This is a genomic window from Nocardiopsis aegyptia (genome assembly GCF_013410755.1).
In the GTDB taxonomy this organism is placed as follows: Bacteria; Actinomycetota; Actinomycetes; order Streptosporangiales; family Streptosporangiaceae; genus Nocardiopsis; species Nocardiopsis aegyptia.
Window position 1 is genome coordinate 5,910,699 of sequence record NZ_JACCFS010000001.1, and the last position, 24,322, is coordinate 5,935,020.

The window sequence follows — 24,322 nt, forward strand, 5'->3', positions numbered from 1 at the left end:
GCTGAAATGACGAAGTTCGAAATCCGCGGTCTGCGTGCCGACGTCCTGATCAGTGAGGACGAGCGGCAGGAGATCCTCAAGGGCGTCGACCTCACCATCAACTCCGGTGAGACCCACGCCATCATGGGCCCCAACGGCTCCGGCAAGTCCACCCTCGCCTACGCGATCGCGGGCCACCCGCGCTACGAGGTCACCGAGGGCGAGGTCCTCGTCGACGGCGAGAACATCCTGGAGATGAGCGTCGACGAGCGCGCCCGCGCCGGCGTGTTCCTGGCCATGCAGTACCCGGTCGAGGTTCCGGGCGTGTCCATGTCCAACTTCCTGCGCAGCTCCGTGACGGCGGTCCGCGGCGAGGCCCCCAAGCTCCGCCAGTTCTCCAAGGAGCTGCAGGGCGCGATGAAGGACCTGTCCATCAGCTCCGACTTCGCCGCCCGCGGCGTCAACGAGGGCTTCTCCGGCGGTGAGAAGAAGCGCCACGAGATCCTCCAGATGGAGCTGCTCAAGCCGAAGGTCGCCATCCTGGACGAGACCGACTCCGGTCTGGACGTCGACGCTCTCAAGGTGGTCTCCGAGGGCGTCAACCGCGCCAAGGCGGGCGGCGAGATGGGCGTCATGCTCATCACGCACTACACCCGGATCCTCAACTACGTGAAGCCCGACTTCGTGCACGTCTTCGCCCAGGGGCGCATCGCCGAGTCCGGCGGCGCCGAGCTGGCCGACGTGCTGGAGGCCGAGGGCTACGAGCGTTTCGTGAAGGCGGGCGCATAACGTGACTGACCGCGAGTTCGGTGGGCCCGGCACGGTCCCGCTCGACACCAAGGCGATCCGGGAGGACTTCACCATCCTCTCCCGGACCGTCCGTGACGGGCGCCCGATGGTGTACCTGGACTCCGGGGCGACCTCACAGAAGCCCCGGCAGGTGCTCGACGCCGAGCGTGAGTTCTACGAGCGCCACAACGCGGCGGTGCACCGGGGAGCGCACCAGCTCGCGGAGGAGGCGACCGACGCCTACGAGTCGGCCCGGGAGACCATCGCCGGGTTCATCGGGGCGGACGCCGGCGAGGTGGTGTTCACCAAGAACGCCACCGAGGCGATCAACCTGGTGACCTACGCGATGAGCAACGCGGCCACCGCCGAGGAGGGGCTCCGCCGCTTCCAGGTGGGGCCGGGCGACGAGATCGTCGTCACCGAGATGGAGCACCACGCCAACCTGGTGCCCTGGCAGCAGCTGTGTCGGCGGACCGGCGCGACGCTGCGGTGGTTCCCGGTGACCGAGGAGGGCCGGCTGGACCTGTCCGACCTCGGCGGGCTGGTCAACGAGCGCACGCGCGTCGTGGCCTTCGCCCACCAGTCGAACGTGCTGGGCACCGTCAACCCGGTGGCGCCCATCGTGGCCCGGGCCCGCGAGGTCGGTGCCCTGGTCGTGCTGGACGCCTGCCAGTCCGTCCCGCACATGCCGGTGGACGTCGCCGACCTGGACGTGGACTTCCTGGCCTTCTCCGGGCACAAGATGCTCGGTCCCAACGGGATCGGGGTGCTCTGGGGGCGCCGGGAGCTGCTGGAGGCCATGCCGCCGTTCATCTCCGGCGGGTCCATGATCGGAGTGGTCCACATGGAGCACTCCACGTGGGCCGACCCGCCGCAGCGCTTCGAGGCCGGCGTGCCGATGGCGCCGCAGGCCGTCGGCCTGGCCGCGGCCTGCGACTACCTCACCGAGGTGGGGATGGACCGGGTCGCCGCGCACGAGCACGAGCTCGTGGAGTACGCGCTCAAGCGCGTGGGCGAGATCGAGGGCGTGCGGATCGTCGGCCCGACCGAGGCCGTGGACCGCGGCGGGGCGGTGTCGTTCGTCGTGGACGACATCCACCCGCACGACGTGGGCCAGGTCCTGGACGACAGGGGTGTGGAGGTCCGGGTGGGCCACCACTGCGCCTGGCCGCTGCACCGGAAGCTGGGTATCGTCGCGACCACGCGGGCGTCCTTCTACCTCTACAACACTCTGGAGGACGTGGACGCGCTCGTGGAGGCGATCCGGGACGCGCAGAAGTTCTTCGGAACCCGGCCCTAGAACGAGGAACAGCCAGACATGCAGTTGGACGCGATGTACCAGGAGATCATCCTGGACCACTATCGGAACCCGCACCACAAGGGGCTGCGGGATCCGCACGACGCGGAGGCGCACCACATCAACCCCACGTGCGGGGACGAGGTGACGCTCCGGGTGGCCCTGACCCCCGCCGAGGGGGACGCACTCGACGAGAAGGCCGTCGTCAGCGACGTCTCCTACGAGGGCATGGGCTGCTCGATCAGCCAGGCCAGCACCTCGGTGCTGACCGACCTCCTCATCGGCCACACGGTCGCGGAGGGCATGGCCACCCTGGACGCCTTCACGGAGATGATGCAGTCCAAGGGCAAGGGCGAGCCCGACGAGGACGTGCTGGAGGACGCGGTCGCCTTCGTGGGGGTGTCCAAGTACCCCGCGCGGATCAAGTGCGCCCTGTTGGGTTGGATGGCGTGGAAGGACGCGGTGTCGCAGTCCTTGGAGAGGGAAGGCGCCTGATGAGCGAGAACGAGACCACAACGACCGAGGCGGCCGAGAGCGCCGCCCCCGAGCAGGCCCCGCTGTCGCCCGAGGCACAGGAGCTGGTCGAGGAGATCGGCGAGGCGCTCAAGGACGTGATCGACCCCGAGCTGGGCGTGAACGTCGTCGACCTGGGGCTGCTGTACGGGGTGAACGCCGACAAGGACGTCATCACCCTGGACATGACGCTGACCAGTGCGGCGTGCCCGCTGACCGACGTGATCGAGGACCAGGCGGTCAGCGCTCTGGACGAGTTCGAGCGCGAGGTCAAGATCAACTGGGTCTGGATGCCGCCGTGGGGTCCGGACAAGATCACCGACGACGGTCGGGACCAGCTGCGCATGCTGGGCTTCAACGTCTGAGGGACGTCGAGGACACCCCGTCAGGGGAGTCCTCCCGTGTGGGCCGGGACCTTCGGGTCCCGGCCCACACGTGTGTCCGGGGCTGGGTAGGCGTACTCATCCGGATCGCGGGCCGCTGCCCCAGGCTGGAGCCATGGACACTCCGACACCCGTGCCCCGGCCCGTCCCTTCCCGCGGCGGCCCGTGGGTCATGGTCGCCGTCTGGTCGCTGAGCGCGGTGCTGCTGGCCCTGGTCGGGTCGAACGTCGCGCTCGGCGCGTTCCTTCTCCCCCTCTTCACATGGGAGGACTGGGAGCTCGCTCTCGTTCTGGCGGCCCTGTGGGCCGTGCCGGGGGCCGTCGCGCTCGTGCTGGCCCCGGCCCATCTGTGTTCGATGGTCTTCGACCGATCCGACCCCTGGCGGCGCCGGCTCACCCGGTGGATGTCCTGGTCGCTGGGCACGGCCTTCGGCGCCGCCCTGGCGATCATCGTCGTCTGCTACCTGGTGGGGCCGACGTTCTGAGTTCCGTTCGGGCGTCCGGAGGCGGGCGGGGTTCAGGGGAGGTCGGATCCGAAGGGGGCCAGGCCGGCCAGCCCGTGCACCTCGGCGGCGACGTCGTGTGCGGTGCGCGCGGGCCTGCGGAAGGCCAGCCGGACGTCGTGGTCGCCGTCGGCGCCCTCGACGCGCAGCCGCAGGCCGAAGCGGTCCACACCCAGGGGGCGGGGCGTTCCGGTGCGCAGGTGCGGCGGGATGCGCTCGGTCAGCGCTTCGAGCAGGTCGGGGTGGTCGGAGTCCACATGGCGCAGCCACGGCGCCTCCCACCGGCTGAAGGGGTCGGTGCGCGCGGCGGCGAACTCCTGGGGGTGGAGCAGGTGGGCGCCGTCGGGGTCGGAGTAGACCAGCAGCGTGGGGTGCAGCAGCGCCATCGCCCGGCCGTGGCCGATCTCCAGGAGCCGGTCGTCGGGGTCGGACCGGACCACGTCCAGCGCCCGTGTCCGGGCGGTGGGGGAGTCCAGGACGGTCAGCGTGCCGCTGAGCCACAGCATGGCACGGACGGGGTCGCGCAGTTCGACGGGGGCGAGGTCGGTGAACTCGACCATGACGACGGACCCGTCGGAGGCGGCGCCGGGCTCGGCGCTCAGGAGGGGGTGCCCGTCGGGCAGCAGCAGGCTCACCTCGCCGCCGGGATGGACGTGGCAGACGGTGTCGGGCAGGTGGAGGGGTTCGGACGCCGAGGGCCATGCGGAGGAGGCCACGGTGGCCGGCCCGCCCGAGACGAGGGTCGAGCGTGCCCGGTCGGCGGGGGAGGGCTGGGGAACGGAAGACGGCAAGGGGACCACCTCGTGATGATTAGGTAAGCCTAACCTACATCACTTCCGGGGTTCGGTGCCAGCCTCCCGGCGGGGTGGTCGGGCAGCGGCACGGTCAGTCCGGCCTTGACCGTCTCGACGGACGGCAGGGTCTCGAAGCGGGCGACGCGGCCCTGCTGGACGAACAGGCGCTTCGACAGCGCACGGTTCTCGGCGATGTCGGAGCTCAGCAGCACCACCACGTAGTCCCACTGTCCGACGATCCCGAAGCACTGCTGCACCCGCGGCTCGGCGCGCATGCGCGCGCGGAACGCCGCGTGGTGGTCGGGGTCGTCGTCGGCCAGCGCGACCAGCACGACGCAGGTGAGCCCGGCGCCCACCGAGGGCGGGTCCACGACCGCCACCTGAGCCCGGATCACTCCGGCGGCGCGCAGGCGTGCCAGACGGCGCTGGACGGCACTGGGGGAGAGTCCCACGCGGTCCCCCAGGTCGTGCAGCGGGCGGGTCGCGTCGGTCTGGACCAGGCCGAGCAGCAGGTGGTCGATCTCGTCGAGCAGCGGTGAAGTGTGCACGCAAGAATTGTGCGCGGACGCGGGAGAATCCACAATCGCCGCCACCGCCCCAGGGCCTAGCGTGAGGGCACACAGCCGCCGCACCGAAGGGGAACACACCCGATGACCATGGACACCACCGGTGCCGAGGACCTGGGCCTGGACCGGATCGCCGAGGCCGCCGCGACCGTCGACCCCGTCTTCCTCGGCACCCCGCAGTACGTGGACGAACAGCTCGCCGCGGCTCTCGGCCGACCCGTCCTGACCAAGATCGAGTCGCTCAACCCCCTGCGCAGCTTCAAGGGCCGCGGAGCCGACTTCCTGGTCGGCGGCCTTCCCGCGGGCGAGACCGTGGTGTGCGGGTCCGGCGGCGCGAACTTCGGCCAGGCGATCGCCTACGCCGCCCGGCGCCACGGCCTGAGCGCCGACGTCTTCGTCTCCGCCGACGCCTCACCCGTCAAGCTGCGCCGCATACGGACCTTCGGCGCCGACGTGCACCCGGTCGAGGGCGATCCCAAGGCCGCCGCCGAGGAGTACGCCGCCCAGGAGCGGGACCGCCACTACGTGGTCGACGGCCGCGAGGCCGCGATCTCCGAGGGCGCCGGCACCATCGGCGTCGAACTCGCCCGGAACGAGGACATCGACACGCTCCTGCTCCCCGTGGGCGACGGCGCCCTGATCACCGGGGTGGCACGGTGGCTGCGCGCGCACCGGCCCGGCGTCCGGATCGTGGGGGTCGGCGCCGCGGCGGCCCCGGCCATGGCGCACAGCTGGCGAGAGGGCCGGGCCGTCCCCATGGAGCGCCGCAGCGCCTTCGCCGCCGGAATCGCCATCAGTGCGCCCGTCCCGGAGGCGGTGCGCCGGATCCGCGCCCTGGTGGACGACATGCTGCTGGTCGAGGACCGGGAGCTGGCGGAGGCCATGCACCTGACCGCCCGGACCCTCGGCATCCTGCCCGAACCCGCCGCCGTGGCCGGCCTGGCCGCGCTCGCCGCGCACGACGTGCCCGGGGACCTGGTGGCCACCGTGCTGACCGGAGCCAACGCCGACCTGGAGGCCTACGCCGACCTGGGCACCGCCCCGGCCGACCGCGCGTCGGGCGGCGTCAGCGGGCCCGCTGGGTGACCACCACGCAGGTGAGCACCACGGCCGCCGTCAGCGGCGCGGCGGGGGTCAGGTGCTCACCGAGCAGCAGGACCGCCCACACCAGGGTCAGCAGCGGCTGGGCCAGCTGGAGCTGGCTGGCCCGCACCACGCCGATCAGCCCCATGCCCCCGTACCAGACCACGAATCCGCCGAACTGGCTGATCAGGGCCAGGTAGGCCAGGCCCGCCACGGCCGTGGCCGTGACGTGCGCGGGTTCCAGGGCCAGCGCGAGGGCCGACAGCGGCACGGTCAGCGGGAGCGCGATCAGCAGGGCCCACGAGATCACCTTCCGGCCCGGCAGGAGGCCCGCGAGGCGCCCGCCCTCGGCGTACCCGGCGGCGGCCCCGGCCAGGGCCAGGAACAGGTACAGGTCACCCGGCCCGGGCGCCCCGCCGGTGCGCAGCAGGGTGAACACCACGACCGCGAGGGCACCGGTGACCGCGGCCGCCCAGAACAGGGGCGAGTGGCGCGCTCCCGTGCGGACCGAGGCGTAGGAGGCCGTGGCGAGCGGCAGCGCGCCGATGACCACGGCGGCGTTGCCCGCGGACGTGGTCTGCAGGGCCAGCGCCGTGAACAGGGGGAACGCGATCACGCACCCGGTCGCGACCACGATCAGGGCCGGGAGGTGGCGGCGCGGGGGCACCAGGTCCGACGGCCGCCGCCGTTCGGCGTACAACAGGACGGCGGCCGCCACACCGGCCAGTGCGCAGCGCAGGGCCGTCGACGTCCACGGGCCGAAGCCCTCCAGCGACCACAGGGTCGCGGGGAAGGTGAAGGAGAAGGCCAGCACGCCCAGGGCCGCCAGCAGGGTTCCGCTACGCGCCGCTGTCCGATCGGGGACGATAGCGCTATTCTCTGTTCTCATGAAAAAGAGTAGCAGCGTGCGCGATCTCCGCGACCGCCTGCGCCGGGAGTTCGACCGCTACCCGGAAGGTGAGAAGCTCCCCTCCAGTCGCGACCTCGTCGACCGGTACGGCGTCAGCCCGGTGACGGTCTCGCGCGCGATCGCCGGTCTCGCGGCCGAGGGGTTCCTCGTCACCCGGCCCGGCGCCGGATCCTTCCGCGCCTCCCGGCGCCGGCCGCGCCGCCTGGAGGACACGTCCTGGCAGGAGGTCGCGCTGAGCGCCGAGGCCGCCCCGGGCGGCCCCCGGCGCACCGTCGACGACACGGGCCTGCTGGCCACCCTCTCCGCGCCCCCGTCCGGTGTGATCGGCCTGCACGGCGGCTATCCGCACGCCGACCTGCGCCCCGAACGCGCGCTCACCGCGGCGCTGGCCGGCGCGGCGCGCCGACCGGGCGCGTGGGACCTGCCGCCGGTCGAGGGCCTGGCGGAGCTGCGCGGCTGGTTCGCCCGCGAGATCGGCGGCCCCTCCGGACCCCTGACCGCCGCCGACGTCCTGGTCACCGGCGGTGGCCAGAGCGCCCTGACCACCGCCCTGCGCGCCCTCGCGCCGCCGGGGGCCTCCGTCCTGGTCGAGTCGCCCACCTACCCGGGCCTGCTGGCCGCGGCCCGCGCCTGCGGAGTCCGCCCGGTCCCCGTTCCGGTGGACGCCGACGGCCTGCGCACCGGCCTGCTGGCGGACGCCTTCGCCGCCACCGGCGCGCGCCTGCTCGTGTGCCAGCCGCTCTTCCACAACCCGACCGGTGCCGTGCTCGCCCCCGAGCGGCGCCGGGAGGTCCTGCGCATCGCCCGGAAGGCGGGGGCCTTCGTCGTGGAGGACGACTTCGCGCGGCGCCTCGCCCACACCGACAGCGCACCCCTGCCGCCCTCCCTGGCCTCCGAGGACGACCACGGCACGGTCGTGCACGTGTGCTCACTGACCAAGGCGACCTCGCCGAACCTGCGGGTGGGCGCGCTCGCGGCCCGCGGGCCGGTCCTGCGCCGACTGCGCGCCCTGCAGGTGGTGGACAGCTTCTTCGTCCCGCGCCCGCTCCAGGAGGCCACACTCGAACTCGTCGGCGCCCCGTCCTGGCCGCGGCACCTGCGCACCATGGCCGCCGGACTCACCGAGCGGCGCGCCGCCATGGCCGAGGCCCTGCTGCGCGAGCTGCCCGGGCTGGAACAGCCGGTCTCCCGGCGCGGCGGCTACCACCTGTGGCTGCGCCTGCCCGAGGGAGCCGACGAGTCCGAGGCCGCGGCGGAGGCGCTGCGCGAGGGCGTGGCGGTGGCGCCCGGCCGGGCCTACTTCGCGGCCGAGCCCCCCGCGCCGCACCTGCGGCTCTCCTTCGCCGGGACCTCCGGCCCCCGCGAGGTCGCCGAGGGCGTGCGGCGCCTGGCCCGCGCCCTGGGACAGGGGTGACGGGCCAGGGGCGCCGGGTCAGATGGTGACCGAGGTGCCGTCGAAGCGCCGGAGCGTGAAGTGGGCCGACTCGTTGCCCAGCCGAGTCTGCTCGCGCAGGAGGCCGATGGCGATCTCCTCGCCCAGCCGCACCGAGGCGGTGTAGTCGGTGCGCCAGTGCACGCCGGCCATGTTGCGGCCGATGGAGATGTTCGCGGCGAGCTTGTCCAGCTCACCGCCCACCGTCAGCACCGCGTCGCCGCTGTAGGGCACCAGCCGTCGGCCCCTGGCGTCGGGCACCACGGGGTCCTCCAGGACGGACGAGGTGTCGAACCAGGCCTTGAGGACCGTCACGCAGGCACCGGCGACGGTGGCGTGCCCGGCGCCGTAGGAGGGGTGGACGGGGGAGCCCTCGGGGAAGGCCTGCGGCAGCAGGGACACGCCCCAGCGGTGCTGCGCCTTCGCCAGGGCCCCCGACTCCAGGATCTCCTCGTCGATCATCGCGTACTCCACCGGCACGGAGTCGTCCAGGTGGGCGTGGATCCGGCCGCCGAAGGTCTCCGGGCGCAGCCGGCGGTGCACGTTCCACTTCTGGTACCAGACCGCCTTGAGGGCGCGGGTGGCGATCTCGGTGACCAGGGTCAGCAGGTGCGGCCCGCCATAGGTGCCGAACCCCTGCTGGTTGTCGGAGTGGTGGTACGGGTTGCCGCCGTCGAAGGGCGTCCGACGGCCGAGCAGGATGAGGGCGGCGTTGAGGTAGGCCTGGTAGAGCGCGTCGTGGTGGACGTAGTGCGCCAGGTCCCGCGGGTTGCGGATGTAGCGGCGGTCCTTCGTGTCCCGCTCCTCCCGCGGCTGGGACCGGCCGCGCTGGACCTCCAGCCAGGCCGGGAAGTCCAGGACGTGGTCCAGCCCCTCCTCGACCGTGTCGTGGCGCTGGTCGATGAGCAGTGTTCCCAGGGGCACGTCCAGGAGCATGAACTGGGACAGGTACGGACCGGCGGCGTCCCCGGAGGTGTCGCCGCGGAAGAGCGTGGCGGGCGTGACCCGGCCGTCCTCCTTGGGGCCCCGGAAGTCGGAGAAGGATTCGGTCAGGTCGGTCGCGGCGGCCTCGGCCAGCGGATGGGTGCCGAATTCCGAGAAGGGGACGTCGCGGCACAGCGCCATCCAGTAGAGTTCTCCCATTTCCGCGGAGTTCTGCGGGGAATCGATCCGCGGAGCCGGGGGAATGGCGATCTGCTGGGCGTCGGGTCCCTGTGTGTCGAAGGCGAGTCCGGCCTGCGGATTGACCAGTGCGCGCTGTTCCGGTCCGTTGGTTCCCAGGGGTTTGTCGCCGCCCAGTGGAATACGCTCGAAGTCGTCCCACTCCCCGCTCTGCAGGGCACGGACCATCAGCCGGTAGGCGTCCCGGTCGACCTCGCCCGCGTCATCGTGCGGCAGGCCCTTGGCATAGTTGGCGATATACGGATAGTCCGCCTCCTCGCCGTTTCCGCCGTGGGTGGGAGCGATTCCGGCGAGGGATTGTTCGGCGGTCTCGATACGGTTCTCGATGGCTTCGGCGCGGCGCTGCGGCATGATCACCTCGTGCTCGGAGGGTGGAGGTGGATTCCTCCGTCGGCCCTGCCCACACGGTAGGTCGAAAAGCCGCGTATTTCCTTTGCGCGTCGGTGGGCCGGATTCCGGTCACGACCAAAGAGCGGAAACGGTCATATCGCAGTTGACGCGAACCGCAGGCGTGCGTAGTCGGTGACTCACGCATCGTGGGCCCCAGCCGTCACACGCCGGGGTCGACGTCCGCGCCGACGGCACCGCCGCGGCCGGTCACGGGCGACCGGAACCCGGCCACCTGTGGCCTCGGGGTGGCCACAAGCGGCATGCGGGGCGGGGCGCGCCGAGCGAACCGAACGGGGTTCTGGCGCATCCCAGGGCGAGCGTCCACCGCTCGTGCCCGGCCTCCGCCACCGCCCCGGCCGTACGCCGCCAGGGCGTCGGGCCGGAGCGCGAGGGGGTGCGACGCTGGGTCAGCGGGTGGCGAACAGGCCCGCGCGCAGCTCACCGGCGATGTCGTGGTCGCCGCGCGACTCCAGCAGGTCCACCAGCGAGCGCGGGTCGGCCATGGAGTCGTCGTCGCTGTCGGTGATGCGTCGGGACAGGATCCGCAGGGCGTCCTCGGTGGAGGCCGGGGCGGTGTACCCGCTCAGGTGCAGGGCCCGTGCCGCGGGTGCGTAGTTGCTCAGGTCGGTGGCCGGGAGCTTGCGGGCGTCCAGGCGGTCGCCGGCCACGGTGATGAACATGCGGTCGCCCGGCTGGGCCGCCTGGCGGCGCAGCAGCGGCCGCAGCGAGTCGAACGCCGGCTGGTCGCGCCACACGAGTACGAGCAGGTCCGCGCCCGGGGCGGTCAGGCACAGCAGCCGCCCGGGCTGCAGGCCCAGATGGGTGGCGTAGCCGGTGGGAACCGCCACCGGGGCGCCGTTGAGGTGGTCGGCGGTGATGTCGATGCGGTGCCACCAGCGCCCGTCCGGGGCGCGGAAGCAGCGGGTGGCCATGGCCGGGTCGCTGGCGTTGCGCAGCGGGTACGGGGCCTGGGCGGCGGGGGGCGGGAAGTGCGCCGGAGCGGGGGCCTGGTGCGGCGCCGGCACGCGGACGGGGTCCGGAGCGTGCGCATGGGCGGCGTAGCCCTGGTCGTAGTCCGGTCTGTCGTGGTGGCCGTGCCGTTCGTCCGCGACGTGCTCGGCCGAGCCCGGGTGGGGCAGGTCGGGCCGGCGCCGGATGGGCAGGCCGTTCTCCGTGGTGCTCCCGGCGTCCTCGGGCGCCATGTGCCCGGCCTGGGCTCCCGCGGGCGCCTCGATGGGCACGGACGGGTCGACGTGCACCTGTCCGTCCCGCAGGCTGACACCGGGCGTGCTCAGCAGCCACGCGCGCAGCTCCTGCTGGCGGATGCCGATCCGGCCCAGCCGGATCCCGGCGTCGGTCAGGCTGGGGGAGTCGCTCAGCAGCTCGCGCGTCTGCCAGCGCAGGGTGGTGGGGTCGTCCGCGATGAGCCAGCCGTTGTGCATCCGGCGGTCGGTGAAGAGCGTGATGACCACGCGCCACAGCGGGGTGTTGAGCGTGGGCACGTCCACGGGGTGGTCGGCGTGGGCGTTGATGAGGCGGTCGATGGTCGTCGCCGCGCCCAGCTGCTCGGAGAGGTCGCGCAGGTGCTTGGTGATGGTCGCGCCCTCGGGGGAGTTGAGCCAGCGCAGCAGGCGCTCCTCCACCCGGCGCTGGGCCGCCCGGATCTCGGTGACGTCGACCGCGATCTGCTCCGACAGGACGCGGATGCTGATCGGGTCGGTGGCGAAGAGCCGCTCGGCGGCGACGGTGCGTTCCAGCTCCGGCCAGGAGCGGAACATCTCCTCCAACAGGTCCACCAGCGGGTGCTCGCCCAGGGCGGGGCCGCAGGGGCGTTCCTCGACGTGGTCGGGGCGCATGGCCTTGGGCGGCCCGAAGCTGGGGCGGCGCAGGGTGCGGCCCGGGCCCAGGAGCGAGCTGCGGAACTGCGAGCGCAGGTCGCCGACGGTGTCGGCGGGCGGTGCGCCCGCGGCGGTCTCCTCCAGCGCCGAGCCCGGGATCATCGCCGCGGAGCTGACCATGCCGTCGGCGGCGAGCGGCGACTCGGCGGACGCCGCGGCGGACGGGTCGCCGCCGATCTCCTCCGCGCGCTGGGCGCGCAGGGCCCTGAGGGTGCGGATGGCGCGGGTGGCGGGCGACTGGGGCGGGGCGGGGGAGGAGCCCGGGCCGGTGTCCTGCCCGGAGGCGCCGGTGGCGGCGTCGAGGTACTCCAGCGCGCTGCGCACGTGGTCGGGGGCGGAGGCGGGCAGCCAGTTGGCGATGGTCCGCACGGCCTCCAGCATCAGGGCGGGGGAGGGGGTGGGGCCGCCGGGAAGCTCACAGCAGGGCTGGAGTGCCCGCCAGGCCACGGTGCTGACGACGTCGACGGCCGCGCAGCCCGAGAGCGACCATTCGAGGATCTCCTGGGGGGAGGCGGAGATGAGGTGTTCCCAGTCCCCGGCCGTGGCGGTCACCGCGCCGCGGACCGGCTCGGAGAGGTCGGAGCAGTCCACGGGCTGGGTGCGCAGGGTCGGGAGGAACTCGGCCAGGGGCACGTGCGACCACTGTTCCATCGCCAGGCGCGCGATGCCGTGGGCGAGCCACGGCGGGCCGGCGATGTCGAGTACGCGGGCGACGGGCAGCGAGTGCCACCAGCCGTCGATCAACCGGTCGTGGTGGAGCAGGGGTGCCACGTCCGGCGACTTCGACCACCGCAGGGCGGGAGCGAGGTCGACGAGGCAGATCGGAGAGACGGCGTTCATCCGCTGGGGACCTCGACCTCCTGGTGCTGCACGTGAATTCGGGAGGAACCGCACGGGCCTTCGGTTCGGTGCACCACAGTACGCGCCCCTGGGCCGGGAGGGGGACCGGTCCGCCGGAGGGGGTGCCGAGCCTTGGCACGGCGGGCCGAGGAGCAGGGGAGCCGTGAGCACTTGTCCGTGATCGTACGTGCCCGGGAGCCACATGGGTACCCCCAGGACGACCAGGTCCGCCGCGACCACTCCGTCACCGGCCCGAGTGATCTCCGTGACACGGGACTTTCACCGCGGAGCGCCCGAACCATATGTGACCTACGTCATAGTGAATCTTCGGCTGATCGGCTGACAGATCGGTGTTATTGACTGCGGTGCCAGTCGTGTAAACCCGGGAAGCGGCGACACACCGGGGCGACGGCGACCCGGCCACAGGCGGCCACGAGGGGTCCGATTGGACCCGATTCCGGCACGCCGACGCCGGTCGCGGGTATGCTTGGCGGGCACTGTCCTCGCCCGAACGTCCTTCGGCCGGGTGGCCGTCCTGCGGCCGACCAGGGGTCGACGGTGTTCGGACACGGGTCGGCGTCCCACCGCGGCCCGTACCAGGATTCCGTTCCCGCGCACCCTCGGCGCTCCGTCGGCGTGGGACGGTCGAGCCGGATGATTGGTTGACGTGACAGACCTACAGACGAATCCCCCAGCGGCCGCGCGCGCGAACAGACCGGACACCATCCGGTCCTTCGTCGCGATCGGTGACAGCATCACCGAAGGGATGGAGGACGACAGCGGCCCCGGGGGCGCCTACCGAGGATTCGCCGACCGGCTCGCCGAGCACCTGGGCTCGGCCGTCCCGGACTTCCGCTACGCCAACCTCGGTGTACGCGGTCGCCGCATGCGCCACATCTTCGGCGAGCAGCTGGAGCAGACCGTCGCGTGGCGGCCCGACCTGGTCACCGTCCTGGCCGGGGGCAACGACGTCCTGCGGCCCGGCAACGACCTCGACCAGCTGGCCGAGCAGTTCGAGACGGGCATCCGGCTCCTGTGCGAGGCGGGCATCCGGGTCGTGATCATCTCCGGCCACGACACCGGCTGGATCCCCGTCCTGCGCTACTACCGCGGCCGCATCGCCGTGTTCAGCATGCACATGCGCGCCGTCGCCGAGCGCACCGGCACCGAGATCGTCGACATGTGGGCGCTCAACGCCCTCACCGACCCCCGCGCCTGGAGCGAGGACCGCCTGCACCTCAACGGTGCCGGGCACCAGATCGTCGCCGCCCGCATCGCCGACCTCCTCGGCGTGCCCATGGGGCCGCGGGAGTCCTGGACCGACCCCTGGAGCACCCCGCCCCAGCAGCTGCCCGCCATCCTGCGCCGCCGGGAGAACCGGCGCTGGGCCCGCAAGTACGGGGTGCCCTGGCTGCGCCGCCGCCTCATGGGCCGGTCCTCGGGTGACGGCCGCCTGCCCCGGCGCCCCGAACTCGAGTACCTCCACGACGAGGCCACCCGCGCCGAACTGGCCCGGACCCTGGAACTGCGCCAGGAGGGGGAGCCGCACTACAACGGCTACGCCCCCGTCGACGGCTCCGCCGCCACCAGCAGCCCCTCGGGCACCAAGGGCCCCGGGCAGCACTGACCGGCGCCGTCCACCGCCCCGGCCCCACCGGGGGCGCGGGGCGCCGTCGTGTCCGGGGCCGGCCCCCGGTCAGCTGAGGGAGAGCGAGCGCACCAGGTCGGACACGTGCACCACGCCGAAGACCTGGGCGTAGTCGTTGGTCACGATGAGGTCGTCGTAGACCCGCTCGTTGTCCTGGCCGGCCACCCGCAGCGCCGCGATCGCCGACATCCACGCCGGGACCGTGCGCGGTGCCTCGGCCATCCGCAGCGCCGGGCGCTTGGCGTGCAGCGCGTGGCCGTACCGGCCCGTCACCAAGAGCAGGAACCGCGTCCGGTCGATCACGCCCAGCGGGCGGTCACGGTGGTCGATGAGGATGACGCTGTTGAGCGCGGGGTCGTCGGTGAACGCGGTGAGGACCTGGTCGGCGGTGGAGTCCGCGTCCAACCCCACCGGGGGGACCATGTACTCCGTGACCGGCGGGCCGGAGTCCTGTCCCGTCCCCGGTCCCTCCGTGGCCGGTTCCGGGACCGGGGCCACGCGCTCGCCCGGCCGCCAGGCCTCGTCGGCGAAGAACGGGCCGGTGGCCACGCGCAGGCCGCAGCGCCGCAGCCGCACGACCTCCTCGGCGGAGGACACCCCGGAGGCCATGGCGAACACGCCGCTGCCCCGGCCGATGCGCGCCAGACCCTCCACCACGGTCACGTGGCGCTGGTCGGTGGCCAGGCCCGACACGATCTGGGGATCGATGCGCACCAGGAACGGCGTGGCGTCGATCATGAGGTCGGGGCGCACCATCGCCGTGCCGAACCCGCACCGGAAGCCGGCCGCGCGCAGGCGGGCCACACCGGCCACCACCGTCTGGCGGTCGAGTTCGGCCAGATCCGGGCTGAGCATGAAGGTGACGTCGCGGGGGCGGCGGCCCGCCCGCCGCATCCGGGACTCCACGGCCGCGATGAACGCGTCGCCGCCCGACAGCGTGCGCGCGGGCAGCGGCAGCACGAGCGGCAGCAGGCTCTCGGTCCCGGCCGAGTCGCGGACCAGCGTCAGAAGCCACTCGGCCACGGCCTCGCACTCCTGCTCGGTCACGGCGGCGAAACCGCCCCGAGCGGTGGGCGGCGGTGCGGCGACGGTCTCGATGGCCACGACGGAGCCCGAGTCCAGGTCCACGATGGGCAGGTAGCGGGGACCCGCGGCCGGGCGCCGGTGCGTCGGAAGGGGCATGGGCGCCGTCGTCGTCGTGGGTGCGTGATGGGAACTCAGGGGAGACACGGTTCCATGGTGTCCGCGTTCCGGTCCGACCTGAAAGACCTGTTCTCGGGTGTTCAGCTCACCTTCACGGCGCGTTCCACCGCACCTCGGCCCCGCGTAGCCGAGGCGGGCCACAAGGGTGACGGCTGTCACGCTACCCGCAGATCATACCGGTTCGGCCTGTTCACGGCGATTCCTGCCGGTCACCCGGTGTCACCGCGGGCGTCAGGGGCACGAACGGCACGAACGCCGCCGGCGGGCGCCGCCGATCGTGGGCGGCACCCGCCGGGGTGCGGTGTGGGACGCGGGGTCAGGGCGTGTGTGACGGATACCCGTCCTGCTGCGCGTCGCCCCGCGGCATTCTCGCCGCGTTCTCATCAGTCGACGGCCAACCCCGGGCCGACTCCTTCTTCGGCCTTGCGAGAGCACCACTGGATGCGCCGCTCGCCACGGACGGTATCCGTCACACACGCCCTAGGCGCGCCGGAACACCAGGGCGATGTTGTGGCCGCCGAAGCCGAAGGACTCGTTGATCGCGGCGACGTCGCCGGCGGGCATGTCCCGCGGCTTGTCGCGGACGATGTCCACCGCCACGTCGGGGTCCAGTTCCTGGATGTTGATCGTCGGCGGGATCCGGCCCTCGTGCAGGGCCAGGACCGTGGCGATCGACTCCACCGCGCCCGCGCCGCCCAGCAGGTGGCCGGTCATGGACTTGGTGGAGGTCACCGCCACGCGGTCGGCGTCGGCGTCGCCCAGGGCGGTCCGGATCGCGCGGGTCTCACCGACGTCGCCGGCCGGGGTGGACGTGGCGTGCGCGTTGACGTGCACGATGTCGCTCGTCCGGAGGTCGGCGTCGTTCAGGGCCTCGGTGATGGCGCGCGCCTGCCCGGTGCCCTCGGGGTCGGGCTGGACGATGTCGTAGGCGTCGTTGGTGTAGCCGATGCCGGCGGCGCGGGCGTAGACCCGGGCCCCGCGCTTGGCCGCGTGCTCGGCCGACTCCAGGATCACGATGCCGGCGCCCTCGCCCATGACGAAGCCGTCACGGTCCTTGTCCCAGGGGCGGGAGGCCGTCTGCGGGTCGTCGTTGCGCGTGGACAGCGCGCGCATCGACGCGAAGGAGGCGATGTTGAGCGGGTGGATGGCCGCCTCGGTGCCGCCGGCGATGACGATGTCGGCGCGTCCGGCGCGGATCATGTCGACACCGTCGGCGATCGCTTCGGCGCTGGAGGCGCAGGCGCTAACCGGGGCGTGCGCGCCGGCCCGGGCGGTGAACTCCAGGCTGACCGCGGCCGCGGGGCTGTTGGGCATGAGCATGGGCACGGTGAACGGGGAGACCCGCTTCCAGCCCTTCTCACGGAAGGTGTCGTACTGCTCGAGGATGGTGAGGATGCCACCGATCCCGCTGGAGACGACCACGCCCAGGCGCAGGGGGTCGACCTCGGGGGTGCCGGCGTCCGCCCAGGCCTCCTGGGCGGCGATCAGCGCGAACTGCTGGGTGCGGTCCAGGCGGCGCAGCCGCGGACGCGGCAGCTTCTCCGAGGGCTCCTGGGCGATGCGCCCGGCGAAGTGCACCGGGAGCGTCTCGTGCCAGGACTCGTCCAGCATGGAGATGCCGGAGCGGCCGTCGAGGAGCGCGGACCATGTGGTCGCGACGTCACCCCCGAGGGGGGTGGTGGCGCCGAGGCCGGTGATGACGACATCGGTCTTGGACATGATCCGATCGCCCTTCTCGTGGATCGTTCCCGGGTGCGGGTCCGGAAGACGTTGGCGGGTGGTGGTGGTGCGTGGCGGAGGCCGCGGGAGCCGTCGCCGGGCCGTCGCGCGCGGGTGGGGCCGCCGGTGCCGGTGGGGCTCCGGCGGCCCGGACGCGCCTACTTCTGGATGAAGGTGATGACGTCCTGGACCGTCTTGAGGTCCTTGAGCTGGTCGTCGGGGATCTCCACGCCGAACTTGTCCTGGGCGGCGATGGCGATCTCCACCATGGACAGCGAGTCGATGTCGAGGTCGTCGACGAAGCTCTTCTCCGGGCTGACCTCGGAAGCCTCGGTACCGACGATCTCCTCGATGATCTCGCCGAGGCCGGTCAGGATCTCCTGCTCGGTGTGAGCCATGTCGTGATTCTCCTTGTTCGCTGGTTCTGTGTCTCGTTCGAGGTCGCCGTGCGGCGGCGGGTCGTCCCCGCGGCCGCGTGGCGGACACCTCAGGTCCGTGCGGTGCGGGTCAGGGGATACGGATCACCTGTGCGGCATAGACCAGCCCCGCGCCGAAGCCCAGGGTGAGGACGGTGCTCCCCGACGGCAGCTCCCCCCGTTCCACCATGCGCGAGAGCGCGAGCGGAATGGACGCGGAGGAGGTGTTGCCAGCGGTGACGATATCGCGGGCCACGAGTGCCTGCGGCGCCCCCAGCTTGCGGGCGATGGACTCCACGATGCGCAGGTTCGCCTGGTGGGGAACGAACGCGGTGAGCTCGGAGGGGTCCACCCCGGCCCGTTCCAGGGCCTCCAACGCGACCCTGTACAGCTCGGTGGTGGTCCAGCGGAAGACCGCCTGGCCCTCCTGGTAGAGGTACTTGTGGTCGCGCAGGTAGATCTTGTCGGCCCGCTCGCCGGAGGAGCCCCACACGACGGGGCCCACGGCGTGCTCCTCGGCGGCCGAGACCACCGCGGCGCCGGCGCCGTCGGCGAAGATCACACAGGTGGAGCGGTCGTCCCAGTCCACCCAGTCGCTGAGCTTCTCCGACCCGATCACCAGCACGTTGCGCGCGCTGCCGGCCCGGACCGCGTCCGAGGCGGTGCTCAACGCGTAGCAGAAGCCCGCGCAGGCGGCGTTGATGTCGAAGGCGCCCGGGGCGACGATGCCCAGCTTGGCGGCGACCGAGGCCGCCGCGTTGGGGATCTGGTCCTGCGCGGTGCAGGTGGCCACGATCACCAGGTCGATGTCCTCGGGGGCCAGGCCGCCGGCCGCGAGGGCCTTGCCGCCGGCCACCACGGCCATGCTCTCGACGGTGTCGTCCGGGCCCGCGATGCGGCGTTCGCGGATGCCCACGCGGCTCTGGATCCACTCGTCGGTGGTGTCCACGCGGGCCGTGAGGTCGGCGTTGGTGACGACCTGGGCGGGCTGGTAGTCGCCGAAGGCGACGATCGCCGCGCCCTGGAGGGTGCTCGGGGAGCTGAACATGGTCAACCTTCCTGGGCGGGGCTCGCGTCGGGGGTGGTGCCCGCGTGCTCCTTGATGAGGGCGGCGGCACGGTCGAGGTCGTCGGGCGACTTCACCGCGAGGAGGTCGACACCGCGCAGCGCGCGCTTGGCCAGGCCGGTCAGCGTGCCGGCCGGCGTGAGTTCGATGAGGGCGGTCACGCCCAGGTCGGCGAGCGTGCTCGTGCAGGCGTCCCACCGCACGGGGGAGGAGATCTGGGTGACCAGGCGCTCCAGGTAGTCCGTACCGCCGGGGACCACGGCGCCGTCGGCGTTGGAGAGCAGCCGAACGGTGGGGTCGGAGGCGGTCAGCCGGGCCGCGCTCGCCCGGACCCGCTCCACGGCCGGGGCCATGTGCTCGGTGTGGAAGGCGCCGGCGACCGACAGCGAGCGCAGCCGGGCCCGTCCCGGCGGGTTCTCCGCGAACGCCGTGAGCTGCTCGGTGGTGCCGGCCGCCACGATCTGCCCGGAGCCGTTGTCGTTGGCGGGGGTGAGGCCGGCGGCCTCGATCGCGGCCAGCACCTCGTCGCGGTCGCCGCCCAGGACCGCCGTCATCCCGGTCTCGGTGCGGGCCGCGGCGTCGGCCATGCCGCGTCCGCGCTCGGCGACCAGGGCCAGGGCGTCGTGCGGGGACAGGACGCCGGCGATCGCGGCGGCGGTGAACTCACCGACACTGTGGCCCGCCACGGCGTCCACGACGGAGGGGTCCGCGGGCAGCGCGGGTCCGGGGTGGGAGGCGGGGCCGAGCATGGCGGAGGCCGCGACGAGTCCGGCGCTGACCAGCAGGGGCTGGGCGACGGCGGTGTCGCGGATCTCGTCCGCGTCGGCGGTCGTGCCGAAGCGCACGAGGTCGAGGCCGGTCACCTCGGACCACGCGGCGAACTGTTCGGCGACGCCGGGCAGTTCGAGCCACGGGGTGAGGAATCCGGGAACCTGGGCGCCTTGGCCGGGAGCAACGATTACAAGCACGACATCAACCTTGCCCTGTAGAAGTTCACCAGTTGGATGGGGAGAGACACGAAGTTCGGTCGACGTCGTTTGTAGACTCCCGACAAAACGAGTCCGATCCCGCTGCGGCCAGCCGAAAAGCGGTGGGACTGGTCACTTTCCGACGCTACGCGCACCGCTCGAAAGCCGGTGGAACCGGGCCCGCGCCCCTTCGCACGCGACCGTCCGGGTGAGGGCGGTCCGACCGCCGGTCCGGCGGGGATGCGAACCTAGTGGGGTGAACACCGAATCCCACCCGTCACCGGACGAGGGCTCCACGGAACAGGATGCCACGGAGCAGGACCGCATCCGCGCCGAGACCGTGCGCCGCCTGGAGCGCTCGATGGGCACCATCGGCACGGCCGCCGTGGCGCGCATGGAGGAGCGGCTGGGCTGGTTCCGCCGGATGTCGGCGGAGGACCGGTCGTGGATCGGACTGGTCGCGCAGTCGGGCGTGGCGGCCTTCGTCGACTGGTTCCGCAACCCGGTGCGGGGGCGTCCGGCGATCACCGTGGAGGTGTTCGGCACCGCGCCCCGCGAGCTGACCCGCTCGGTCTCCCTCCAGCAGACCGTGGACATGATCCGCGTGGTCATCGACGTGGTCGAGGTCCAGGTCGAGGAGCTGGCCGCGCCGGGCGGGGCCCAGCAGCTGCGCGAGGCCGTCCTGCGCTACACCCGCGAGGTGGCCTTCAGCTCCGCGAAGGTCTACGCGCGCGCCGCCGAGGCCCGGGGGGCGTGGGACGCCCGGCTGGAGGCGCTGATCGTCGACGCCCTCCTGCACGGGGACCGCGAGGAGGGCCTGCAGACCTGGGGCTCGGCCCTGGGCTGGTCGCACACCCCGGTCATCGCGGTGGCGGGCGACGCGGGCGAGGAGGGCACCAAGGTGCTCGACGACATCCGGGCGGCCGCCCGGCGCCTGGGGCACGACGTGCTCGCGGGACGGCAGGGACGGAGGGTGGTGGTGGTCGTCGGAGTGGGCGACCGCTACGCGGCCGACGACCTGCCCGTGGCCGCCGCCGAGCCCCTGTCCGGGCTGTTCGGTCCCGGTCCGGTGGTCGTGGGCCCGGCCGTGCCCGACCTGCGCGCGGCCGGCGCCTCGGCGCGGGCCGCGGTCAACGGCCTGCGGGCCGCGGTCGCCTGGCCCGACGCGCCGCGCCCGGTCCTCGCCGACGACCTGCTCCCCGAGCGGGCCCTGCGCGGCGACACCGACGCGCGGCGCCAGCTGGTGGAGGAGGTCTACGTCCCGTTGCAGGGCGCGGGCTCCCCGCTGCTGGACACGCTGTCGGTCTACCTGGAGCACGCCTCCTCACTGGAGGCCACCGCGCGCATGCTGTTCGTCCACCCCAACACCGTGCGCTACCGGCTCAGCCGGATCGCCGAGCTCACCGGGCGCATCCCCTCCGACGGCCGGGGGTCGTTCGTGCTGCGGGTGGCGGTCGCCCTGGGCCGGCTCGCGGAGCACGGCGAGGACTGAGCGCCGCGGACTGAGCGGCGCGCCCGGGAGCGGGAGAGCGGCGCGGCGGAGCGGGTGGCCGGACGGATGGCGGTCATCGGCCGTATCCGCTCGGTTCGTGTGCGCTTTTACGGTGATTTCACGGGCGTGGGGTAGGACGGAGACCAGCGGAGTGTCCCAGGCGTACGGGAAGCTGGTACCGGTTCCGGGGGAGTGCGGCCCGCTCCGGCCGGCGCGGTCGGACACGATTTGGGTGTGACTGCCCGTGTGTGCCCGGGGACCATACGATGAGGGATAGCTTTGACGTGGGCGGGCCGCAGCCGTGAGCCCCGACGGGGACCCTCCTCGTCCGGTGGCCGGCGCACCGCTTCGTCTCGACGTTCTTTGGGGGTCACGCAGTGGTCGAGCGACCGAGGAAGAGGTTCCGGATACTGGCACCGGTGACCGACTTCGTACTCCAGCCCACGCAGGAGGGCGAGCTGCGCAGACGGGTGCTCTTCTGGGTGCCCGTTCCGCTTCCGGTGCTCGGGCTCGTCGCCCTGGCGGTCGGTGGCTCTCTCGCCGCCGCGGGGTGGACGATCCTGCTGGCGGCGTGCGTGGGAGTCGGGTCCCTCCTGCTGGCGACGGTCGTGCAGCCCACGCCCCTGCCCGAGGGGCTGACCCCCCCGGTCTCGGCCCGGCGGTCCCTGCACCGCTTCCGCCAGTTCACCAACCTGCGGGTGGTCCTGGCCCTGGTCCCCGTCGTCGTCGGGGCGATGGCCTCGATCGCGGGCGGCGGCCTCTACCCGTTGCTGGCCTGCCTCGTCCTGGCCTGGCCGCAGTTGCTCCTGGCGCTGCCCACCTTCTTCACCATCACCCGCGCGCGGCGCGCCATGGAGGCGTGGGGGACCACCGCCTACCTCTGGCACGCGCTGTCGCGCCCGGCCAGGGTCACGTGGCCGGTGGCCACGCCGCTCGCCCGGCTCTGGCGCGAGTGGCGCAAGGACCGCGAGCGCCTCACGCGCACCCGCGCGGCCGGGGACCGGCACCAGCGCGACCGGGACCGCGAGTGGAAGCGGGTCGTGGACGAGGAGAGCCGCGGCACGGACGAGGACGGCGGCGACGCGTCGCCGCACGCCGACCTGGAGCGCACCCGCCCGGTCCGCCCGCTGCCCGGGCACCGGTCCGAGGATCAGGAGCGAACGGACGTCGTTCCGCACCTGGGCTCCGACCGGGACCGCCGGGTCACCGACCACTCGGACCGCTCCGGCGGCACCGACCGCTCCGGCGGCACCGACCGCCCCGGCGGCACCGACCGCTCCGGCGGCACCGACCGCCCCGACGGCACCGGCGGCACCGGTCGCTCGGACCAGCAGGAGACCGAGCTCCTGCCGCACCTGGGCGCCCAGGAGGTCGAGCCGACGCACGTCATGCCGCACCTGGACGCCGCGGACACCGAGAACGCCGACCCCGCGCCCCCGGGCGGCCGTTCGTCCGTGCACCGCGCGGCCCTGCAGTTCCTGGAGCGCGGCAGCGACCTGGGGATGGCCGTCCGCCGCCGGAGGCGCGGCACCCCCTCCACCCGCCGCCCGCGCTCCCACAAGCCGTAGGGCGCTTCCGGCGGCCGACGGCTCAGACGGACGCCCGGCTCTGCACCTTGGGCAGGGCGTCCGGCCCGCCGTCGGGATGGTGGTACCAGAGGGCCTCGGCCGAGCGCCCGTCGAAGGACACCTCGCCGATCGTGTTGCCGAAGTAGGGCCGTCCCTCCAGGTGCCAGCGCAGGCCGCTCCGGGGCACCCGGGCCAGCCCGGTCAGCACCCGTCCCGCGAGACGGAAGGGCGCGCTGATGGACAGCCGCGCCAGCCGCCGCAGCTTGACCGGCAGCTGGTTGCACAGCGGTGAGGACACCAGCTGGGTCACCCGCCCCGCGCCCTCCGAGCCGCCCAGGCCCCGGGCGCGCGCCAGGTAGGAGAAGTGCACGTCCCCGCTGAGCAGCAGCACCGTGGCGGGGGCCGGGCCGCGTTCGCCCCGGGCGAGCTCCCCGACACCGGCGGCCAGCCGGCGCAGGGAGTACTGGAAGGCGCCCCAGTGCTCCAGGTCGAGCGCCTGGCGCAGCCGCTCGGCCGGGCCCCGGGCGGCCCGGCCCCACGCACCGGCGCACACGGCCTCGTTCCACGCCTCCAGGTACTGCACCGCCGGCGGCAGCAGGACGGGCACAGTGGAGGCCACGACCACGTGGTCGGGCCCGCCCGTGAGCCGCTCGTCGAGCCACTCGTGCCCCTCCGCCCCCAGGATCGAGCGTGAGCCGTCTCCGGGCGCCTCCTCGTCCAGGGAGCGGGCGCAGCGGGTGTCGGCCATGAGGATCCGTACCGGCCCCACGTCGTGCTGGTGGCTCCAGCGGTAGGAGGAGGGGTCCTCGTGCGCGCGCAGGGCCAGGTCGTCGACCGCCTCCGCGGCGTCGCCGCGCGCTTCGTGCACGCGGGCCCACAGCGGGTCCTTGTCGCGCTGCGCGGGGGAGAGATTGCCCACGTGCTGGTACACCCAGTAGGCGCCCAGGCCGTTGGTCACCCGGGCCCGCCACCACGGCCGGGCGTCCATGGCACTGCGCCAGGCGGCCGAGGTGTTCCAGTCGTCGCGCACGTCGTGATCGTCGAACACCATCAGCGTGGGCACGGTGGACAGCAGCCAGCGCACCTGGGGGTCGGACCAGGCCTGCCGGTACAGCTCGGCGTACTCGTCGTAGTGGACGACCTCGTCCTCGGGAGCGCCGTCGTCGGGGGCCGCGCTCCTCGCCTGGGAGAGGAAGGCGCGCATGGGCTCCTGGACCTCGTCGGCGTAGACCTGGTCGCCGATGAGCAGGAGCAGCAGGTTGCCGTCGACCGGCTCGCCGACCAGGCGCCGCGCGGTCGCGCGGAGCATGTCGGGGCCGTACCGGACGACCCCCTCGGGCGCGTCGCCGGTGGGCGTGCGGCAGGAGCCGTACAGCAGGCGCGTGGGCGCCTGGGGGTCGACCGTGCGCACGACGCTGGGCGGGAAGGCACTGTGCGGCTCGGGCCAGACCCGGTCGTCGTCCAGGTGGACCTCGTAGGGGAGTGCGGCGCCGGGCGGCAGGCCCTCGATTTCGCACACGGCGTAGTGGTGGCCGTGCACGGTGAAGGTCGCGGCCGTCGCGGTGACGTCCCCGTCGACGCGGATCCGCACGTGGCACGGGGCGTCCGTCTCCACCCACACCGTCGCGGTGGTCTCGCCCACGTGCCGGAGCAGGGGCCCCAAAAGTAACGACACGGTCACCGT

The 24,322-nt window shown here is 73.3% G+C and carries 21 protein-coding genes; 10 read left to right on the top strand and 11 right to left on the bottom strand.

Features of this window, described 5'->3' with window-relative positions; genetic code table 11:
* Positions 1-6 precede the first annotated feature (6 nt).
* The 5 genes from sufC to HNR10_RS26455 all read left to right on the top strand — a co-directional run bounded on the left by sufC (position 7) and on the right by HNR10_RS26455 (position 3,445).
* Positions 7-768 carry a Fe-S cluster assembly ATPase SufC gene (gene sufC / locus HNR10_RS26435; protein ID WP_179828105.1) on the top strand — a complete coding sequence of 254 codons (762 nt, stop codon included), beginning with the start codon at positions 7-9 and terminating at the stop codon, positions 766-768.
* A gap of 1 nt (position 769) precedes the next feature.
* Positions 770-2,068 carry a cysteine desulfurase gene (locus HNR10_RS26440; protein WP_179828107.1) on the top strand — a complete coding sequence of 433 codons (1,299 nt, stop codon included), beginning with the start codon at positions 770-772 and terminating at the stop codon, positions 2,066-2,068.
* 18 nt (positions 2,069-2,086) lie between these two features.
* Entirely contained in the window at positions 2,087-2,560 is a 474-nt protein-coding gene (gene sufU, locus HNR10_RS26445; RefSeq protein WP_179828116.1) for a Fe-S cluster assembly sulfur transfer protein SufU, read from the top strand.
* The gene (locus HNR10_RS26450) at positions 2,560-2,943 is read left to right on the top strand and encodes a metal-sulfur cluster assembly factor (RefSeq protein ID WP_053615913.1); all 384 of its coding nucleotides are present in this window, start codon (positions 2,560-2,562) and stop codon (positions 2,941-2,943) included. Before sufU ends, HNR10_RS26450 begins: the two co-directional genes overlap by 1 nt.
* A gap of 133 nt (positions 2,944-3,076) precedes the next feature.
* Positions 3,077-3,445, top strand: coding sequence for a hypothetical protein (locus HNR10_RS26455; RefSeq protein WP_179828118.1), 369 nt, complete (start codon positions 3,077-3,079; stop codon positions 3,443-3,445).
* A 32-nt stretch (positions 3,446-3,477) separates the two neighbouring features.
* Here the strand turns inward: HNR10_RS26455 and HNR10_RS26460 are convergent, their stop codons facing one another.
* Positions 3,478-4,263 (bottom strand): DUF2470 domain-containing protein, encoded by a 786-nt coding sequence (locus HNR10_RS26460; RefSeq protein WP_179828120.1) that lies wholly within the window; start codon positions 4,261-4,263, stop codon positions 3,478-3,480.
* Positions 4,264-4,283: 20 nt separating this feature from the next.
* Positions 4,284-4,805: an Lrp/AsnC family transcriptional regulator gene (locus tag HNR10_RS26465; RefSeq protein ID WP_179828122.1), complete on the bottom strand. Its 522-nt coding sequence runs from the start codon at positions 4,803-4,805 to the stop codon at positions 4,284-4,286.
* 102 nt (positions 4,806-4,907) lie between these two features.
* On the opposite strand from HNR10_RS26465, the gene HNR10_RS26470 reads away from it, so the two are divergent.
* Positions 4,908-5,909: a threonine ammonia-lyase gene (locus tag HNR10_RS26470; protein ID WP_218898041.1), complete on the top strand. Its 1,002-nt coding sequence runs from the start codon at positions 4,908-4,910 to the stop codon at positions 5,907-5,909.
* On the opposite strand, the gene HNR10_RS26475 is transcribed toward HNR10_RS26470, so the two are convergent.
* Positions 5,890-6,795: a DMT family transporter gene (locus tag HNR10_RS26475; protein WP_179828124.1), complete on the bottom strand. Its 906-nt coding sequence runs from the start codon at positions 6,793-6,795 to the stop codon at positions 5,890-5,892. The genes HNR10_RS26470 and HNR10_RS26475 overlap by 20 nt on opposite strands.
* On the opposite strand from HNR10_RS26475, the gene HNR10_RS26480 reads away from it, so the two are divergent.
* The gene (locus HNR10_RS26480; RefSeq protein WP_179828126.1) at positions 6,794-8,230 is read left to right on the top strand and encodes an aminotransferase-like domain-containing protein; all 1,437 of its coding nucleotides are present in this window, start codon (positions 6,794-6,796) and stop codon (positions 8,228-8,230) included. The genes HNR10_RS26475 and HNR10_RS26480 overlap by 2 nt on opposite strands.
* 18 nt (positions 8,231-8,248) lie before the next feature.
* On the opposite strand, the gene HNR10_RS26485 is transcribed toward HNR10_RS26480, so the two are convergent.
* Positions 8,249-9,781 (bottom strand): vanadium-dependent haloperoxidase, encoded by a 1,533-nt coding sequence (locus HNR10_RS26485; protein ID WP_218898043.1) that lies wholly within the window; start codon positions 9,779-9,781, stop codon positions 8,249-8,251.
* A 446-nt stretch (positions 9,782-10,227) separates the two neighbouring features.
* Complete coding sequence (locus tag HNR10_RS26490; protein ID WP_179828128.1) at positions 10,228-12,558, bottom strand: hypothetical protein; 2,331 nt, start codon at positions 12,556-12,558, stop codon at positions 10,228-10,230.
* Between the two features lie 667 nt (positions 12,559-13,225).
* Between HNR10_RS26490 and HNR10_RS26495 the strand changes: the two genes are divergently transcribed.
* On the top strand, positions 13,226-14,185 hold the full coding sequence (locus HNR10_RS26495) for an SGNH/GDSL hydrolase family protein (RefSeq protein ID WP_179828129.1): 960 nt from the start codon (positions 13,226-13,228) through the stop codon (positions 14,183-14,185).
* Between the two features lie 69 nt (positions 14,186-14,254).
* Here HNR10_RS26495 and HNR10_RS26500 read toward each other — a convergent pair whose 3' ends face one another.
* From HNR10_RS26500 to HNR10_RS26520, 5 genes are all read right to left on the bottom strand, one after another.
* Positions 14,255-15,388: an EAL domain-containing protein gene (locus HNR10_RS26500; RefSeq protein ID WP_179828130.1), complete on the bottom strand. Its 1,134-nt coding sequence runs from the start codon at positions 15,386-15,388 to the stop codon at positions 14,255-14,257.
* Between the two features lie 501 nt (positions 15,389-15,889).
* Positions 15,890-17,128, bottom strand: coding sequence for a beta-ketoacyl-ACP synthase II (fabF, locus tag HNR10_RS26505; protein ID WP_179828131.1), 1,239 nt, complete (start codon positions 17,126-17,128; stop codon positions 15,890-15,892).
* Between the two features lie 158 nt (positions 17,129-17,286).
* Entirely contained in the window at positions 17,287-17,526 is a 240-nt protein-coding gene (locus HNR10_RS26510; protein WP_179828132.1) for an acyl carrier protein, read from the bottom strand.
* Positions 17,527-17,635: 109 nt separating this feature from the next.
* Positions 17,636-18,592 carry a beta-ketoacyl-ACP synthase III gene (locus tag HNR10_RS26515; protein ID WP_179828133.1) on the bottom strand — a complete coding sequence of 319 codons (957 nt, stop codon included), beginning with the start codon at positions 18,590-18,592 and terminating at the stop codon, positions 17,636-17,638.
* 2 nt (positions 18,593-18,594) lie between these two features.
* A complete protein-coding gene (locus tag HNR10_RS26520; protein ID WP_179828134.1) occupies positions 18,595-19,578 on the bottom strand; it encodes an ACP S-malonyltransferase in 984 nt (327 codons plus the stop codon).
* 256 nt (positions 19,579-19,834) lie between these two features.
* On the opposite strand from HNR10_RS26520, the gene HNR10_RS26525 reads away from it, so the two are divergent.
* Together HNR10_RS26525 and HNR10_RS26530 are read left to right on the top strand one after the other, a co-directional pair.
* Positions 19,835-21,070 (top strand): PucR family transcriptional regulator, encoded by a 1,236-nt coding sequence (locus tag HNR10_RS26525; protein WP_179828135.1) that lies wholly within the window; start codon positions 19,835-19,837, stop codon positions 21,068-21,070.
* 419 nt (positions 21,071-21,489) lie between these two features.
* The gene (locus tag HNR10_RS26530; RefSeq protein ID WP_179828136.1) at positions 21,490-22,638 is read left to right on the top strand and encodes a hypothetical protein; all 1,149 of its coding nucleotides are present in this window, start codon (positions 21,490-21,492) and stop codon (positions 22,636-22,638) included.
* A gap of 22 nt (positions 22,639-22,660) precedes the next feature.
* Here HNR10_RS26530 and HNR10_RS26535 read toward each other — a convergent pair whose 3' ends face one another.
* Complete coding sequence (locus tag HNR10_RS26535) at positions 22,661-24,319, bottom strand: DUF7800 domain-containing protein (RefSeq protein WP_179828138.1); 1,659 nt, start codon at positions 24,317-24,319, stop codon at positions 22,661-22,663.
* Positions 24,320-24,322 lie beyond the last annotated feature (3 nt).